Source organism: Hahella sp. NS-SX17 (genome assembly GCF_057367735.1).
Window position 1 is genome coordinate 149194 of the sequence record NZ_CM170632.1, and the last position, 16527, is coordinate 165720.

Consider the following 16527-nt stretch of genomic DNA (forward strand, 5'->3'; position numbering starts at 1 on the left):
ATTTTTTCGATGTGATTGATACAGCTCATGGGAATTTCCATTCGCGCCTATGCGCGTCATCGAGGCGTCTCCGATACCGCCGTTCGTAAGGCGATTCAGACGGGGCGCATTACTCCCGAGCAAGACGGAACGCTGGATCAGGAACAGGCGGATCGGGAGTGGGAGCGCAATACCGAATCGCCCAAGGTTGGATCGCGCCGGGGCGTCGTCAAAGCGCGAACGCCCGAAGAAATCTCTAGTAACGGGAATGCCTCTCTTCTGCAGGCGCGCACCGTCAATGAGGTGGTCAAGGCGCAGACGAACAAGGTTCGCCTGGCGCGACTAAAAGGTGAATTGGTGGATCGCTCGCAGGCGATCGCCCATGTGTTTCAGTTGGCGCGCACCGAACGCGACGCCTGGCTGAACTGGCCCTCGCGAGTGTCCCCCCATATGGCGGCCCATCTTGGCGTTGATCCACATACGTTCCATGTGGCGCTGGAATCGGCGGTGCGCGAGCATTTGCAAGAACTTGGCGAGCTGCGTCCCCGAGTGGATGGATGATTTCGGGCCCGGATTATGACGGGGCGGCGGATATCGAACGGGCGTGGCGTGAGGGACTGACCCCAGAGCGATTGCTCTCCCTGTCGGAGTGGGCCGATCACCACCGGGTCCTGTCCAGCAAAGCCTCCGCGGAACCCGGGCGCTGGCGCACCCAGCGCACGCCCTACCTGCGAGAGATCATGGATTGTCTCTCCCCGACCTCGCCAGTTGAACGTGTCGTGTTTATGAAAGGCGCGCAGGTCGGCGGCACTGAGGCGGGCACTAACTGGATCGGTTACGTTATTCATCATTCCCCCGGTCCCATGATGGCGGTCTGGCCCACCGTGGATATGGCGAAGCGGAGCTCCAAGCAGCGGATAGATCCCTTGCTGGAGGAGACGCCGGCGCTGACTGAATTGGTCGCCCCCGCGAGATCAAGAGACTCAGGCAACACCATCTTGTCGAAGGAGTATCGCGGCGGCGTATTGGTCATGACCGGCGCCAACTCCGCGGTGGGGCTGCGCTCCATGCCAGTGCGTTATTTGTTCCTGGACGAGGTGGACGCCTACCCGGTGGATGTGGAGGGCGAAGGCGACGCCATCACTCTGGCGGAAGCGCGCACGCGCACCTTCTCCCGCCGCAAGATCTTCATTGTGTCCACACCGACCATCGCCGGAGCCAGCGCGATTGAGCGCGAATACGAGGCGTCCGACCAAAGGCGATATGTCGTGCCTTGTCCACATTGCAGCCACCCGCAGTGGCTGCGCTTTGAGCAGTTGCGATGGGAGCGTGGCCGTCCCGACACTGCCGCCTACGTGTGCGAAGCGTGCGCCGTCCCCATCGCCGAGCACCACAAAACCTGGATGCTGGAGCGTGGCGAGTGGCGAGCGATGGCGCCCGGGCGCGGAACCAAGACTGCAGGCTTTCACTTATCTTCCCTGTACAGCCCGATAGGCTGGCGCACCTGGGCGGATATCGCCTACGCCTGGGAGAGCGCCGTCAACAAAGAGTCAGGCTCCAACGCCGCGATCAAGACCTTTAAAAATACGGAGCTTGGCGAGACCTGGGTGGAGGAAGGCGAAACGCCAGATTGGCAACAGCTGGCCGAGCGGCGTGAGGATTATCCAATCGGCTGCGTACCCGCCGGCGGCCTCCTGCTGGTGGGAGGCGCGGACGTACAACAGGATCGCATCGAAGCGTCGATATGGGCCTTTGGTCGCGGCAAGACAGCGTGGCTGGTTGAGCATCGCGTGCTGATGGGCGATACCGCGCGCGAGGACGTCTGGGGACGTTTGGCGGCGTTACTTGATGAAACCTGGAGCCATGAGGATGGCGCGCAAATCCCCCTGACTCGATTTGCATTGGATACCGGCTTCGCCACACAGGAAGCCTATGCGTTCGTGCGCGCCCGTCGCGATCCACGTCTCATGGCCGTCAAAGGACGAGCGCGTGGCGCGGCGTTGGTCGGATCGCCCACGGCGGTGGATGTCACCCAGGGCGGTCGCAAATTGCGTCGGGGCGTCAAACTGTTCTCGGTGGCGGTGAGCATCGCCAAACTGGAGTTATACAACAACCTGCGCAAACACGCGGACATGGCGGAGGATGGGGTCACTCCCGTCTATCCGGCCGGCTACATTCACTTACCCCGGGTCGACGCCGAATTCCTGCAGCAGCTCTGTGCGGAGCAGCTGGTGACGCGCCGGGACCGCAACGGTTTTCCGGTGCGCGAATGGCGCAAGATGCGTGAGCGCAATGAAGCGTTGGACTGCTATGTATACGCCCGCGCAGCGGCCTGTGCGGCGGGGTTGGATCGCTTTGAAGAACGCCATTGGCGCGAGCTCGAAAAAACACTGCGTCCGCCAGATACGCCAGAACCTCCTATGGCGCGTTATGACGACAAGGCCGCCCTCGAAGGCGGCCTTGTCGTTTCTAAATCCCGATCCCCAAGTCGACGCCGCATTCAGAGCGCGTGGCTGACACGATAAGAGACCCATGTATACCCAAGAGCAACTTGATGTTTTGAAGCGGGCGTTGGCCACCGGCGAGCGCCGGGTGAGCTTCGGCGACAAAACGGTGGAGTACCGTTCGGTGGCCGAGCTGCAGGCGGCGATACGCACTGTGGAGGCGGAGATTTCCCGACACGCACATACGCCGCGGGTAAGACGGATTTATATGACGACGGGCAAAGGCGCCTGATGGCCTGGTTCGCGCGTCTGCGCAAAGGGCTGTTCGGGCAGACCGCGCCAACCTATGACGGGGTCGGCGGCGGCCGTCGGGCGCTCGCCTGGCAAGTGGGCAATCCCGGTGCGGTGGCGGCGTTGGCGTTCACCCAGAATGAGCTGCGCGCCAAAAGCCGGGATCTGGCCCGCCGCAATGTCTGGGCCGCGGCGGGCGTCGAAGCCTACGTCGCCAATGCCATCGGCGTCGGCGTCAAACCCCAGTCCCTGGTCAAAGATCCTCGTTTGCGGGAAGCCATTCATGAGCTGTGGCGCGACTGGTGCGAAGACGCCGACGCCGCCGGACTGACGGATTTCTATGGCCTGCAGGCGTTGGTGTGTCGCGCCATGCTGGAGGGCGGCGAGTGCTTGGTGCGGCTACGTTACCGCCGTCCAGAAGACGATCTGCCGGTTGGTCTGCAACTGCAGGTGCTGGAGCCGGAGCATCTGGACCCGACGCTGAATCAGGACCTCCCCAACGGCCATACCGTACGCGCCGGCATTGAGTTCGATCGCCTGGGGCGGCGTGTCGCCTACCATCTGTATCGCACGCATCCAGGAGACGGTCTGCTCGCCCCAGCGTCCGGCGCGACGGACTTGGAAACAGTGCGGGTTCCCGCCACCGAAATCCTACATGTGTTCCGGCCGCTGCGACCGGGTCAGATCCGCGGCGAACCCTGGCTGGCCCGCGCCCTGGTCAAGCTCAACGAGCTGGATCAATACGACGACGCCGAACTGGTGCGCAAGAAAACCGCGGCGATGTTCGCCGGTTTCATCACGCGCATCGGCCCGGAGGACAACCTGATGGGCGAAGGCGCGCCGGACGGACAGGGAGCCGCGCTGGCGGGACTGGAGCCCGGGGCGTTGCAGATTCTCGAGCCTGGCGAGGACATCAAGTTCTCGCAACCGGCGGACGTCGGCGCCAGCTATGCGGACTTCATGCGTCAACAGTTTCGCGCCGTCGCCGCAGCGATGGGCATCACCTACGAGATGCTCACTGGCGATTTGACCCAGGTAAATTACTCCTCGATCCGCGCCGGCCTGCTGGAGTTTCGACGTCGCTGCGAAGCGATTCAACACGGCGTCATTGTCCATCAGCTCTGCCGTCCCATCTGGCGCGCATGGATGACTCAAGCGGTGCTGGAAGGCGCTTTGCGTGCGCCCGATTTCGCCAACCGTCGGCGTGACTATCTCGCCGTCAAATGGGTGCCCCAGGGATGGCAGTGGGTCGATCCCAAGAAAGAATTCGATGCGCTGATTGTGGCCATTCGCGCCGGGTTACTGTCCCGCTCTGAAGCCATCTCCGCGTTTGGTTATGACGCGGAAACCATCGACAGAGAAATTGCCGCTGATAACGCGCGCGCAGACGAACTCGGTCTGACGTTCGACTCCGATCCCAGACCATCCGCTGCAGCGACCGACGCCGCCCCTTCCGATTCCTCAGAAGACTAAACCACATATGCCCATGATTCATTTAGCGTCCCGCTTGATCGGGACGCCGCTACTGATCGCCCGCTGCAAACTGGATGTGATCCTGGCGGTGGTGGGTGGTCGGATAGGACTGGCCAACCCGGGCGTGAGTCTCACGCCGCCGGCGCCGCGAGCGCGCAAAGACAGCGCGCCCGGCATTGCGGTTATCCCCGTGCATGGTTCGCTGGTGCGGCGCACGCTGGGCCTTGAAGCCGCGTCCGGTCTGTCTTCCTATGGCCAGATCGCGCAAAGCCTGGATGCCGCCGTGGCCGACCCACAGGTGGCGGGTGTTTTACTCGACATTGATTCGCCGGGCGGTGAGGCCGGCGGGGTCTTTGAGCTGGCTGAACGCATCCGCGCGGCGAACGCCCGCAAGCCGGTCTGGGCGCACGCCAATGACTCCGCCTTCTCCGCCGCCTACGCCATCGCCGCAAGCGCGGGTCGGCTCAGCTTGTCGCAGACCGCAGGCGTGGGCTCGGTGGGCGTGATCGCGCTGCACGTAGACCAGTCAGCGAAAGACGCCCGCGACGGATTAGCGTACACGGCGCTGTACGCCGGCGAGCATAAAAACGATCTGTCTCCCCATGCCCCGCTATCGCCGGAAGCCGCCAGTTCTCTTCAGGCGGAAGTGGATCGTCTGTACCGGATTTTCGTCAGCCAGGTCGCCCAGATGCGCAACCTGAGCGAGGACAACGTGCGCAATACGAAAGCGCGCCTGTTCTTTGGCGAAGAAGCCGTGTCGTTGGGACTGGCGGACGCCGTCTCAAGCTTTGATCAAACCCTCTCTGAATTCACCGATGCGCTACGACGTCAAGGCGCACTCACGCCTCGTGAACGTCGCAACGCGCACGCTTACCCCCGCTCGTCCAAGGAGCTTATTGTGTCTGAAGTCCCCCCAGAAACCTTACCCACTCACGTTGACGATCCTGTCGTGGAAGCGTCTATCGAGCCGGCTTCGCCGCCGGTGCAGGCGCCGCCTTACGCCCAGGCGCAGGCCATTGCCGAGCTTTGTTTGATTGCTGGCGTTCCCCAACGCACCGCCGAGTTTCTCGCCGCGGGCAGCAGTGAGACGCAGGTCCGGCAGGTCTTGCTGAGCGCGCGGGCGGAGCAGCCTGAAATCGCCTCGCGCATTACAGCGGAAACCGGGACGCAGCTGCGTCCTGAGCACAGCCCGGTTGTCGCCGCGGTCAAGCGTTTGGCGGGAGAGGCGTAGTCAATGCCCGCCATTCACGAAACCAACAATCTAGGGGATCTGCTCAAGTTCGAAGCCCCTAATCTCTATTCCCGCGATGTGGCCAGCGTAGCGGTCGGACAAAAGCTGGCGCTGGGAGCGGTTGTTTCTCTGGATGCGGAGGGACGACTGAAAGCGCTGACGCCAGCGGCCGAGGGCGGCGATACGGCCGTCGGCGTTCTGGCCGTAAGCATCGACGCCACCAGCGCGGAGCGACATGACGCGCTTTTTATCGCCCGTCACGCGGTGGTCGCAAGTGATGCGCTGATCTGGCCTTCCGACATTACCCCCGAACAAAAAGCCGCTGCGATGGCGCAACTGAAAGCGCGCGGCGTGCTGGTGCGCGCGAGCGCCTGACGTCCCTCCTGAGAAAGAGTTCATGCTGAATCCCTTTGATACCCCCGCCTTTTCCATGGCCGCGTTGACGGCGGCCATTAATATTCTGCCCAACCGATATGGGCGCCTGGAATCGATGAAGCTCATGCCGATGCAGCCGGTTCGCACGCGTCAGATCATCGTGGAAGAAATGAACGGCGTGCTGAACCTGTTGCCGACCCTGCCGCCGGGTTCGCCCGGCACCGTGGGACGTCGCGGCAAGCGCTCGCTGCGTTCTTTCGTGATACCGCACATTCCCCATGACGACGTCGTGTTGCCGGATGAGGTGCAAGGCGTGCGCGCCTTCGGATCTGAAACCGATATGGAGACCATCGCTGGCATCATGGCGCGCAACCTGCAAACCATGCGCAACAAGCACGCCATCACGCTGGAGCACCTGCGGATGGGCGCCTTAAAAGGCGTCATTCTGGACGCCGACGGATCGGTGCTGTACGACCTGTACGACGAGTTCGATATCGCTCCGACCACCATCCCTTTTAATCTGGGCAATGCCGGTACGGCGGTTAAGGATCGCTGCATCAAAGTGTTGGCTCACATTGAGGACAACCTTCGCGGTGAGTTCATGACAGGGGTGCATTGCTTATGCTCACCGGAGTTTTTCGCGGCGCTGACGGGCCACGCCAAAGTGGAGAAAGCCTACGAGCGTTGGCAGGACGGCGCGATATTGATTAACGACGTGCGCTCCGGATTCACCTTCGGCGGCATCGTCTTCGAAGAGTATCGCGGCCAGGCCAACGATATCGATGGCGCCGCGCGACGCTTTATCGCGCCCGGCGAAGCGCATGCGTTTCCGGTAGGCACGATCGACACCTTCGCCACACATTGCGCGCCAGCGGACTTCAATGAAACCGTCAATACCATCGGTAAACCGCTGTATGCGAAACATGAGCCGCGCAAGTTTGGCCGCGGCACGGATTTGCACACCCAGTCCAATCCGTTGCCAATGTGCCGACGCCCAGGCGTCCTGGTGCGCTTAGCCGCATGATCACACGTTTGGAGGCCTTGTATGACGCCGCTGATCGAGCAGGCCTGTTGGTTCGCGCAGAGACTGACGGGGGCTCGGCGTCAGTGGAGTTCCGGGCGCCGGATGAGCCCGTGCTCGAGGGACTGGCGCTGTCCGCCGACTACGCCATTCGCTACCCAGTCTCGGCGCTTCCCACTTTGGCTATCGATGACGAAATCGTCGTCGCAGGCGTTTGGTATCAGGTGCGTGATATTCGGGCAGTGGGCGATGGCGCTGAACGACGGGCGGATCTGACCCGGTTGGAGCCGCTCAGGTGAATTCCATTCGTGAACGCATTCAACGCACATGCCTGGACACGCTCAAGAAGGCGCTGGCTCCAGTCCCTGTCTGGCGTTATCCCACGGCCCCGATCAATCGGGAAGCAAGCCCTGCGCTGCTGCTGATGACGGAGTCGGACATCGTCCTCGCCCGCGTGAATGACCGGGTTGAACGCGCACTGAGTATTCGTCTGGTGGCGATCACCCGCGGCCGGGATGCGTTTGAACAAGCAGATCGACTGGCGGTGGCAGCCCATACGGCGCTGATGCGCGACGCGAATGTGGGCGGACTGGCTTACGCATTACTGGAAATCGACGCGGAGTGGGATGCGGAAGACGCCGATGCCGGGGCTGTCGCACTGCCATTGCGTTATGAAGTGCGGTATCGCACGCATATTCACGATCTGACCCGGAATGAGTAAGAATACTGTTCTATAATTGAGCAGATAGTCCGAGATAGCGCCTCTTATGTGGAAGATAACACTTTCTGGAAGCTGAGGAGTGGGTCATGAAAATAGAAACCACCGCCTCGGCGGGTGGTTCTGTCGTCACCATCGCTATTAGTGGTCGATTCGACATCTTTCTCTACAATCGGTTTAGGGACGCCTATGAGGCCAATTTGCAAGCCTCCCATTTCCGAATCGATATGGAAAAAGCCGACCACATCGACAGCTCAGGGCTGGGCGTGTTGTTGGGTATGCATAGCCGTCTAGGTCAGAACAGTCCCAGAATTGAAATTATCAACTGTTCTCCCGGCGTTCGCAAAATTCTTGATACCGCGAGGTTTGACAAGAAATTTTCTATAAAATCGGTTGCATAACCTAACCTAGCAACCGGCAAGGGCAGTGCGCGGAAGCAAGGAGCGACTATGAGCGTGGAGACAAAATTATCGACTGATGGCTTGGTCACGATCAGCATTTCCGGATATTTCGACTTCAGCCTTGTCAATCAGTTCAGAAAAGCCTACGAGGATCATGCGCAAGGACGTTGCTATTGCGTCGACTTGAGGCGAACTGAGCATATTGACAGCTCCGCATTGGGGATGTTGTTGAATATGCGCAACTATCTCGACGCGGAGAGGACCAAAATCAAACTCATCAATTGCTCGCCTGAAATTCGAAAGATTTTTGAAATGGCGAAATTCGAGAAGAAGTTCTTAATAGAATCAGTGATCGCTTCGTGATGTAAACCTGATCCGGTTCCTGGCGCTTATCTGACGCAGGGGATTAAACCATTCCCCAATGCTTTAAGCGGTAGAACTAAGATGAGCTGAGTTAGTTAAATATTATTGGTTGGGAACTATGAAAATTAAGACATCCGTGTCAGATGATGGCTCTGTTGTCACTATCATCGTTAATAGTCGTTTTGATATCTACCTGCTTGATCAGTTTAGAGCTTCATATGAAGCGTTCCCCAAGGACACTAAGTTCTCTGTAGATTTGCGTAATACAGAGTACATGGATAGCTCTGCATTAGGCATATTGCTGAATATGCACAATTATTTAGATGGGAATCGCGCCAAGGTTAGTATTATCACCAGTTATACTTACATTCAGAAAATCCTTGAAATAGCAAAGTTTGGCAGTAAGTTTTCGATAGATTTCATTCCTAAATCTTGAATAAAACTTGTTCCAGATCTTTACAAATCCATATGAAATAGGAAGGGCATTATGACGCTCTTCCGCCTTTTCAGACCCAGCTAATAGCCATTTCACTCTTAACCCTACATCAAGCCCTGACAGGGGAAAACTCTCTGTGAAGTTAAAACTTCTATGCCCGCACATCCATGCCGGCGTCGCCTATGGCCCCGGCGACTGTATCGAGGTCGATGCGGCCGCCGCCCGTTGGCTGATCGAGCTTGGCGTGGCTGAAGCCATCACATCGACGAAAACGGCCCAGGCCAAAGATCGCACTCCCCACCCAAAAGGAAACTAAACATGTCGTATTTCTCCGGCCAGGGGCGCGTCTATATCGGCGCACGCGATCCCCTCGGCCATCCCTTAGGACTCAGCTACGTGGGCAACGTTCCTGAGCTGAAAGTGTCGCTGTCGGTGGAAACTCTGGAACATCAGGAATCCGTCAGCGGACAACGGTTGACGGATCTGCAGTTGATCAAAACCAAGAAAGGCGAATTCGCCTGCACATTGGAGGAGTTGATTCCGTCCAACTTGGCGTTAGGTCTTTATGGCGTCTCCACGGAGCAAACCGCCGGCACGGTGACTGCGGAGACACTGCCGAATCCGTTGAATCCGGGCGAGTTATACCTGCTGGCGAAGCAGAATCTGTCCGAAGTGGTGATCAAAGACTCCGGTTCGCCAGTGAAAACCCTGGCGCAGGCGCAATACCGCGTGAACGCCAAACATGGCTCCCTGACAGTGCTCGATAAATCCGAGAATGGCCCCTTTGTCGAGCCCTTCAAGGTGGATTACAGCTACGGAACGGCGCAGAGCACCGCCATGTTCACCCAGCCGCTGCCCGAGCGCTGGATTCGCTTTGAGGGACTGAACACCGCCGACGGCAATCGCGAGGTCGTCATCGACCTGTACCGGGTGGCGATCAATCCCGCCAAAGAGTTGTCGATCATTACCGACGAACTGATGAAATTCGAACTTTCCGGCCAGGTATTGGCGGACACGCTGAAGTCAGCGCAGGGCGACCTGGGTCAGTTCGGCAGAATCGTACTCTTATGACGAGAAGGGCGATTGAATGTGTGATGAGTTTTACCGCCTCTGGTCCATATACTCCCAAAGATTGTCATAACACATTCACTTCCATTAACTGCTACACGATGGAGAAGTCTTATGACGCCTTTTGACTGTGACGTACTGGCTCCGCCCGTTCAAACGCTGGACGTGGCAGGGGATACGTTGACTCTTTCGCCATTGACGTTGGGTGAACTCCCCTCGTTGATAAGGTCGGTAAGGCCTTTTATCGCGCAGCTTGGCGTTGCGCCGGATTGGCTGGCGCTACTGTGCGATCACGGCGAGTCGGTACTGACTGCGCTGGCGATAGCGAGCCGGCAACCGTTACCCTGGGTGGAGGCGTTGGCGCTGGATGACGCCTTGAAATTAGCCGCGGCGCTGTTCGAGGTGAACGCCGATTTTTTCATGCAAAGGGTGGCGCCGGGATTCGACCGGCTGGCGCAACGACTGGCCGCCCGATTACCTGGAGCGACGCCATCGCCCGTTTGATTCGCGCAGGCCACCGCTACCCGGATCTGCTCACCTATACCCCCGCCCAAATCCAGACTTTTCTTATTGCGGACCAGCGTTATGAAAACGAACGGATGCTGGCGCATTTGACGGTGTTGAATATCGCGGCCCAGGGCGGCCCTGAGGATGTGAGTCGTTTGCGAGAGGCGTTACGCCTTGCGGATTGATCTGGTCGCGGATGGCCTGTTGGATCGGCGGAGATTTAACGCCTGGCGCAAAGAAAAGCGTCAAGCGGTGCATTCGGCGGTGGGCAAAGTCATGCGCGCTTCCGGCCGGGATATGGTGACGCGGGTGCGTGATGACATGCGTCGCGGTTTCTCACGCACATCGCCGGCGCTGCTGCGTTCCGTGCGCGCCAAAGTGTATGACGCCAAATCAAACCAATTACCCGCCTTGTGGGTGGGGTCCAAGATTCCCTGGCTGGGCGTTCATGAGCGCGGCAAGGTGATACGGGGACGCATGTTGATCCCTTTGCTGCCCGCGCATCAACGCATCGGACGCAAGGCCTTCGCGCGCCTGGTTGACGACTTACGACGGGCCAATCTCACCGCCTTCGTTAAGCGTCACGGCAAACTGATTCTGATGGCGCACAGCACGCCAGAGTCGTCGCGGGTTTTGTCTCGCTTTCGGCGCGCCGAGCGTGAGCGACGAGGCGTTCGTCGACTGACCCGCAGCGAAGCCATTCCCATCGCGGTCCTGGTCTCCAACGTCACCTTGAAAAAGCGCTTCGACCTGCAGCAGTCAGTGCGCGCGGAACTGCCCCGATTGACCGCGTCGCTGCGCGTCATCCTTAAACGACTCTGACCATGGCTTCACCACGGGCTCAAATCCTTATCTCCGCCGTCGATGATACGCGGCGCGCATTCACCTCCGTCAACGGCAGCCTCTCGCACCTTCGTGAACACGCCAACCAGCTAGGGGATCTGCTCTCCCGCCTGGGCGGATTGATCGGGCTTGGACTGGGCGTACGCGAGCTGACGGAGACGGCCGACCAATATAAGAACCTGCAGGCGCGACTCAAGCTCGCCGTCACCTCGCAGGAAGAGTTCAATCGCGCCGACGCCGAGCTCTACGCGATCTCTCAACGCAACCGCGCGCCGTTGGCGGAGACGGTCACGCTGTATGCGCGACTGGCGCCCTCCGTACGCGCTCTGGGGCGGGAGCAAAGCGAAGCCTTGGCGGTGACGGAGACCATCAGTCAGGCGGTCGCTTTATCCGGCGCCTCCAGCGAAGCCGCCGCCGGGGCGCTGCTGCAGTTGGGTCAGGCGTTTGCGTCAGGGCAGCTGCGCGGCGAGGAGTTTAACGCGGTCGTGGAACAGACGCCGCGATTGGCGCAGGCGATTGCCGATGGCATGGGCGTTCCCATGGGCGCACTGCGTGCTCTGGCGCAGGAAGGCAAGATCACCGCCAAGGCGGTCATGGATGCGCTAAAAAATGAAAAGGCGCGCCTGACGCTGGAAATGGCGAGCTTACCGGATACGGTGTCGGGCGCGTTGGTGCGCCTGAAAAACGCGTTTCTACGCGCGTTTGGCGAACGGGACTCCCATAGCGGCGTGACCGCCGCGCTGGCCCAAAGCCTGCAGTTTCTGGCGCAGCATTTGGAGGCGTTGATCGATTTGGCCGGCGTGGCGCTGGTGGCCGCCATGGGGCGCATGATCGCCTCTATGACGGCGAGCCTTGCCGCCACCCGGGCGGAAAACGCAGCGCGCCTGGCCAGCCTGAAAATCCTGGCGGCGGAGGCGGCGGCCCGGCATCAAAGCGCATTGGCGGCATTGACCCAGGCCCGTGCGCAAGGCGTGGCGACCGCGGCCTTGGTCGCGGATGTGGCGAAAACCCGCACCCAGGCGATGGCGGTGTCTTCCGCGTTTGCCCAGGCGGCCGCCTCCGCCACGCTTTGGGGACGGGTTTTGACGGGGCTGCGCGGCGCGCTGGCCTTGTTAGGCGGCCCCGTCGGCGCCTTAGTGACGGCCTTGGGCGTGGTGGCGGGCATGCTGTACTCCGCCCGTGACGCCACCGTTCAATTCGGCGGCAAGACCGCCACACTCAAGCAGATTGCGGCGGCGACCTGGGACCTTGTCACCGAGAAAATCGGCGCCGCCATCGAGGCGCTGGGGCAGTTCATGGGCGCAGGCGAAGTCGGCTGGCGGCGAGTGCGTGAGGCGGCGATCAGGGAACTGCGGGAACTTGGCGCGTCGGTCCGTAACGGAATCAACCTGGTGCTTGGAACCTTTACGGCGGTCGGACGCGTGGCGGGAATCACAGCGGCTTTTCTGGTCACAAGGTTTCGGCGCGCCTTCTCCAATATCGGAGAAATGGCGAGGGCGCTGGGACGCGATGTGAACGCGGCTTTCAAGGGCGACTTCTCCATGCAGTCTCTAAAGACGACCATGACGCGTCAACTTGGGGAGGTGGGCGTCTACGGGCGGCAAGTTTCGCGGGAGCTACGCAAGTCCTTCTCCCGGGACTATGTCGGCGAGGCGACGCGGGCGATCGCGTCACGCATCAAACCAGAAACTCATGAGCCGGGCGTATTTGGACGCAACCAACCGGCAGGCGCGGCGCCGGGCGCAGAAGGCGCACGGCTGACCCTGGACCAGGCGCGCGCCGACGCGGAACTGCGCTTGCTCAAAGATTCGTTGGCGCGGGAAAACGCCGAATTGGATCGCGCTTTGGCGGAACGTCAGCTGTCATTGCGGGAGTATTACGCCGAAAAAACGCGGCTCGCACAGCGCGACATCGACGCGAACATCGAGCGGGGGCGTGCGGCGATACAGCGTCAGAGCGCATTGCTAAAGACGAACCAGGACGTTGCAGGGCGCGCCAAGGCGCAAGCGGATCTGGTGAAACTGGAAGCGGAGCTGACCCTGCTCAACCGACAGCGGACGGAGGCGGAAGTCGCCAATGCGCGTCGGGCGGCGCAGGCGGAGAAAGAGCTCGGCGACGAGCTTGCGCGCGTCAAAGCCGAGTTAAGAGAGTTAACGGGCGTCGCCGATAGCGCGGACAGACGCGCGCAAGTGGCCCAGCGCTATCAGTCCCTGGTGGCGAGACTGCAGGCGGAAGGCGATCAGGAAGGCGCCGCCCTGGTGAACCGGCTGATAGACGTGCAGGCGGCGGAGGCGGATTTGGCGGCCTGGGAGCAGCGCTTTAATCAAACCCTGACGAACATGAATGCCGCGGAGCAGGCCATTCAGTTGCAGCGGCAAGCGGGACAATTGGGGGAGGCGCAGGCTCAACGCGAACTGTTAGCGTTGCATCAGGCGACCGGAGAAGCGCTTACATCCATGTTGCCCAAGTTAGAGGCGGCGGCTTCCGCGATCGGGCCGGACGCATTGGCGCGGGTGCAGGCTTGGAAAAACGAAATCGCCCGGGTGAATCAGGTCGTGGATGAGGTGGCGGTGTCCTTTGACGGCTCACTGCGCGACGGGATGGCGAATCTGTTCGAGTCGGTGGGCTCTGGGGCCAAGAGCGCCAGCGCCGCGTTTGCGGATTTTGGCCGTTCCGTACTGGGGACGATACAACGCATGGCTTCGCAAAAACTTGCTGAGTCGTTGTTTGGCGGTCTGTTTGGCTCCGTCGGCTCCGCCAGTGGTCCCGGCGCGATGTTGTCTTCCTTGTTCAAAGGCTTTGCCCAAGGCGGCTATGTCAGCGGACCTGGAACGTCCACCAGCGACTCCATTCCTGCGCGCTTGTCCGCCGGGGAGTTCGTCGTCAATGCCGCCGCCGTACGCCGTGTCGGCGTGGGTTTATTGCACTCCATCAACGGCCTGTCCGCCGGTCCTCGCCTGCAGGGCGGCGCCTTGGGCTTCGCCAGCGGCGGTTTGGTTCCCACTGGCGCGCGTCCGTCGGCGAGCGCTGCGGCAGGGGCGCCCGGCGCGAATGGCGGCTCCGCTGTCCGCATCGTGAATGTCGTCGATCCGGCGATGGCGGCCGACTACCTCACATCCTCCTCTGGTGAAAAAACCATCCTGAATATTCTGCAACGCAACGCGGGCGCGGTGCGGCAATTATTAAGCTGAGACTTTTTTATGGCCTACGAATCCGGCACGGCGAGCGATTACATTGACTTGCTGATGCGTTTATACCAATTCGTGACGCAAACGATGACGCCCGTTGAACAGCGTTGGCGGGCGCTGCGTTGGATTGGATATAAGCGCATTTTTTGCAGCAGCGAACTGGGCGGTTATGAGGCCTTCAGAGGCTTCGACGCGGACAGCGCCAGCGAATGGTTAACCGCGCAAAGTCAGGCGGCGCCGTCTCATTTGGGGCTGGAACTGGTGCGCCCTCTGGAAGTGCGGGCCTTCACTCTAAGGGGGGCGGGCAAAGCCTCGCGTTCCCCCAAATCCTTCACCTTGGAAGGGTCGGACGATGGCGAGGTGTGGATCGCTCAGGAAACCTGGAATGACCAGAGTTGGAGTAACGCGCAGTTTCGGGAATACAGCGTCAGTGCGCCAAGCATTGGCGCGAAGACCCATTGGCGCATCCTGATTCACGCCAATAACGGCGACTGGGGTTACAGCGGGCTGCGGGATTTTGATCTGCTGGAAACGCTGGAGACCTCCCGTATCAGCCATGGCGTCCCCGCGCAGTTGATTCTGCAGGGGCCAGGACTGTCCGGTAAGGAAGCTGTCTTTGTGGGCGTGGAAACCTATGCGTCGCCAACCACCGATATCTACAACTGGCGCCTGATGGGTTTTTCGGGGTTCGTTGAGGCGAATGGTTTCAGCAAACAGCCCGGCGCGTCGCCCATGATGGGATTTCCCTTGTGGAATGCGGCGATGCCGTATTGGTTCGTCGCCAACGGCCAACGCATTGTCTGCGTGGTGAAAGTGGATACGTCGTACATGACGTTTTACCTGGGCAAGTTTCTCCCTTACGCCACACCGGGGCAGTTTCCTTATCCCTTGCTGGCCGCGGGTATGACTCCCACCGATGCATTGACCCGCTATTCGGATGGTTCGCTGGTTTTACCCTACAAAGGCAATCGCGCGAACTTCAAATTCCGCTTTATCGACGGCGAATGGCGTCAGCCAGAAAGCTGGCCCTGGAATAACAGCGTGATCACCCGCGACACGGAAGGCCATTATCCGCTCATGCCGATTGTGCTCAATGATCCCGCCAATACCTATGGCGAACTGGACGGCGTGTATTTTGTGCCGGGCTTCGCTAATGCCGTGGAAAACACTGTCGTTGCCGATGGCGTCGAGCATCTGGTGGTCCAGGATGTGTTTCGCACAGGCGTGCGCGACTACTTTGCGTTGAGGTTGGCGTAATGGCGTATGAAACCGGTCAGGTCGGTTCTAACTCCGCGCTGAAGGACGCCATGATGCTGTTTGCCGAAGCCAATGGCTGGCGCATTCAGGGGGATTCGCTCAGTAAAGGCGTCAATCATGTGAGTCTGACATTGGCTGATCCCGACCAGGTGGTCATTGCCGGCGCCAATAGCGCGGATTTGAGCGTCGATCCTTGTCCGCAAAAGGCGCGTATCTGGCTTCCCAGCTCCGCGTGGCCCGCCACTTACCATTTGTTCGCCCATGAGTCGCCCGACCTGATGCTCTGTGTCGTGAATTACTCCGTATCCCGGCATCAGTGGATGGCTTTTGGCGACATTCAGAAGTATGGCGCCTGGGAGGGCGGCAACTGGTTTGCGGCCTCCCACTGCATGGCCGCCAAATCGACGAACGGGTTCTATTTCACCCCAACGCAGGCGGGAGAAGGCCAATACCGAGCGGGCTACTGGCGCTCACCGGCGGCGCCGTTTTGGAACACTCGTAATACAGACTCTCATTCCAACGGCTTTCAGCATTATCGGGCGAGCTTTCTGCACTGTCGGGTGGACGGAAATATCTGGCCCGGCGCGAACGCCAACAATACGGTCTGGCCGTCTTTTCCCCAGTACGCGCATCCCATTCAGATGCGCCAACCCAACAGTTGGAGCCAGCAATCGGTGATGACGCCGATGTGGTTATGGCTGCCGCGCTCAGACGGTTACATTTCATTGTTAGGGCATTTGGAGCACTGGCGCAGCCTGCGGCTCAATTACTACAACGCCGGGGATATCCTCACATTAGGGGGCGAGCGCTGGAAAGTGTTCCCCTGGTGGGAAAAAGACATACAGAGCCCTAATGGCTCCTACGGCAGTTCTGCGGGGTCGCGTCTGTCGACGGGCACCTTTGGTTTCGCCGTACGCTATGACGGCCCCTGA

At 60.2% G+C, this 16527-nt stretch carries 20 protein-coding genes; all 20 read left to right on the forward strand.

The genetic code is table 11. The features are described from left to right. The first annotated feature begins 27 nt into the window (after window positions 1-27). The 20 genes from AC2IBB_RS00725 to AC2IBB_RS00820 all read left to right on the forward strand — a co-directional run bounded on the left by AC2IBB_RS00725 (window position 28) and on the right by AC2IBB_RS00820 (window position 16527). Window positions 28-540, forward strand: coding sequence for an elements of external origin (locus tag AC2IBB_RS00725; RefSeq protein ID WP_486331013.1), 513 nt, complete (start codon window positions 28-30; stop codon window positions 538-540). Next, the gene (locus tag AC2IBB_RS00730; protein ID WP_486331014.1) at window positions 537-2504 is read left to right on the forward strand and encodes a phage terminase large subunit family protein; all 1968 of its coding nucleotides are present in this window, start codon (window positions 537-539) and stop codon (window positions 2502-2504) included. The genes AC2IBB_RS00725 and AC2IBB_RS00730 overlap by 4 nt, the downstream gene beginning before the upstream one ends. A gap of 7 nt (window positions 2505-2511) precedes the next feature. Continuing rightward, a complete protein-coding gene (locus tag AC2IBB_RS00735; RefSeq protein ID WP_216740652.1) occupies window positions 2512-2715 on the forward strand; it encodes a phage head-tail joining protein in 204 nt (67 codons plus the stop codon). Beyond that, a complete protein-coding gene (locus tag AC2IBB_RS00740; protein ID WP_486331015.1) occupies window positions 2715-4187 on the forward strand; it encodes a phage portal protein in 1473 nt (490 codons plus the stop codon). The genes AC2IBB_RS00735 and AC2IBB_RS00740 overlap by 1 nt, the downstream gene beginning before the upstream one ends. Before the next feature lie 7 nt (window positions 4188-4194). Further along, on the forward strand, window positions 4195-5418 hold the full coding sequence (locus tag AC2IBB_RS00745) for a S49 family peptidase (protein ID WP_486331016.1): 1224 nt from the start codon (window positions 4195-4197) through the stop codon (window positions 5416-5418). A 3-nt stretch (window positions 5419-5421) separates the two neighbouring features. Then, window positions 5422-5793: a head decoration protein gene (locus tag AC2IBB_RS00750; protein WP_486331017.1), complete on the forward strand. Its 372-nt coding sequence runs from the start codon at window positions 5422-5424 to the stop codon at window positions 5791-5793. A gap of 22 nt (window positions 5794-5815) precedes the next feature. After that, window positions 5816-6817: a major capsid protein gene (locus AC2IBB_RS00755; RefSeq protein WP_486331018.1), complete on the forward strand. Its 1002-nt coding sequence runs from the start codon at window positions 5816-5818 to the stop codon at window positions 6815-6817. Then, entirely contained in the window at window positions 6814-7113 is a 300-nt protein-coding gene (locus tag AC2IBB_RS00760; RefSeq protein WP_486331019.1) for a head-tail joining protein, read from the forward strand. Before AC2IBB_RS00755 ends, AC2IBB_RS00760 begins: the two co-directional genes overlap by 4 nt. Further along, window positions 7110-7535: a hypothetical protein gene (locus AC2IBB_RS00765; protein WP_486331020.1), complete on the forward strand. Its 426-nt coding sequence runs from the start codon at window positions 7110-7112 to the stop codon at window positions 7533-7535. The genes AC2IBB_RS00760 and AC2IBB_RS00765 overlap by 4 nt, the downstream gene beginning before the upstream one ends. An 86-nt stretch (window positions 7536-7621) precedes the next feature. Then, the gene (locus AC2IBB_RS00770) at window positions 7622-7933 is read left to right on the forward strand and encodes an STAS domain-containing protein (RefSeq protein ID WP_486331021.1); all 312 of its coding nucleotides are present in this window, start codon (window positions 7622-7624) and stop codon (window positions 7931-7933) included. Between the two features lie 48 nt (window positions 7934-7981). Continuing rightward, on the forward strand, window positions 7982-8296 hold the full coding sequence (locus tag AC2IBB_RS00775) for an STAS domain-containing protein (protein WP_486331022.1): 315 nt from the start codon (window positions 7982-7984) through the stop codon (window positions 8294-8296). A 118-nt stretch (window positions 8297-8414) separates the two neighbouring features. Beyond that, window positions 8415-8732 carry an STAS domain-containing protein gene (locus AC2IBB_RS00780; RefSeq protein ID WP_486331023.1) on the forward strand — a complete coding sequence of 106 codons (318 nt, stop codon included), beginning with the start codon at window positions 8415-8417 and terminating at the stop codon, window positions 8730-8732. Between the two features lie 136 nt (window positions 8733-8868). Next, window positions 8869-9048, forward strand: coding sequence for a DUF7210 family protein (locus AC2IBB_RS00785; RefSeq protein WP_486331024.1), 180 nt, complete (start codon window positions 8869-8871; stop codon window positions 9046-9048). Window positions 9049-9050: 2 nt separating this feature from the next. Then, on the forward strand, window positions 9051-9803 hold the full coding sequence (locus tag AC2IBB_RS00790) for a phage tail tube protein (RefSeq protein WP_486331025.1): 753 nt from the start codon (window positions 9051-9053) through the stop codon (window positions 9801-9803). Between the two features lie 111 nt (window positions 9804-9914). Then, the gene (locus AC2IBB_RS00795) at window positions 9915-10304 is read left to right on the forward strand and encodes a hypothetical protein (RefSeq protein WP_486331026.1); all 390 of its coding nucleotides are present in this window, start codon (window positions 9915-9917) and stop codon (window positions 10302-10304) included. Then, window positions 10301-10492 carry a hypothetical protein gene (locus AC2IBB_RS00800; RefSeq protein ID WP_486331027.1) on the forward strand — a complete coding sequence of 64 codons (192 nt, stop codon included), beginning with the start codon at window positions 10301-10303 and terminating at the stop codon, window positions 10490-10492. Before AC2IBB_RS00795 ends, AC2IBB_RS00800 begins: the two co-directional genes overlap by 4 nt. Further along, window positions 10482-11129, forward strand: coding sequence for a DUF6441 family protein (locus AC2IBB_RS00805; RefSeq protein ID WP_486331028.1), 648 nt, complete (start codon window positions 10482-10484; stop codon window positions 11127-11129). Before AC2IBB_RS00800 ends, AC2IBB_RS00805 begins: the two co-directional genes overlap by 11 nt. Before the next feature lie 2 nt (window positions 11130-11131). Next, window positions 11132-14341 (forward strand): tape measure protein, encoded by a 3210-nt coding sequence (locus tag AC2IBB_RS00810; RefSeq protein ID WP_486331029.1) that lies wholly within the window; start codon window positions 11132-11134, stop codon window positions 14339-14341. 9 nt (window positions 14342-14350) lie between these two features. Beyond that, window positions 14351-15595: a discoidin domain-containing protein gene (locus AC2IBB_RS00815; protein ID WP_486331030.1), complete on the forward strand. Its 1245-nt coding sequence runs from the start codon at window positions 14351-14353 to the stop codon at window positions 15593-15595. Further along, complete coding sequence (locus AC2IBB_RS00820; protein ID WP_486331031.1) at window positions 15595-16527, forward strand: hypothetical protein; 933 nt, start codon at window positions 15595-15597, stop codon at window positions 16525-16527. The genes AC2IBB_RS00815 and AC2IBB_RS00820 overlap by 1 nt, the downstream gene beginning before the upstream one ends.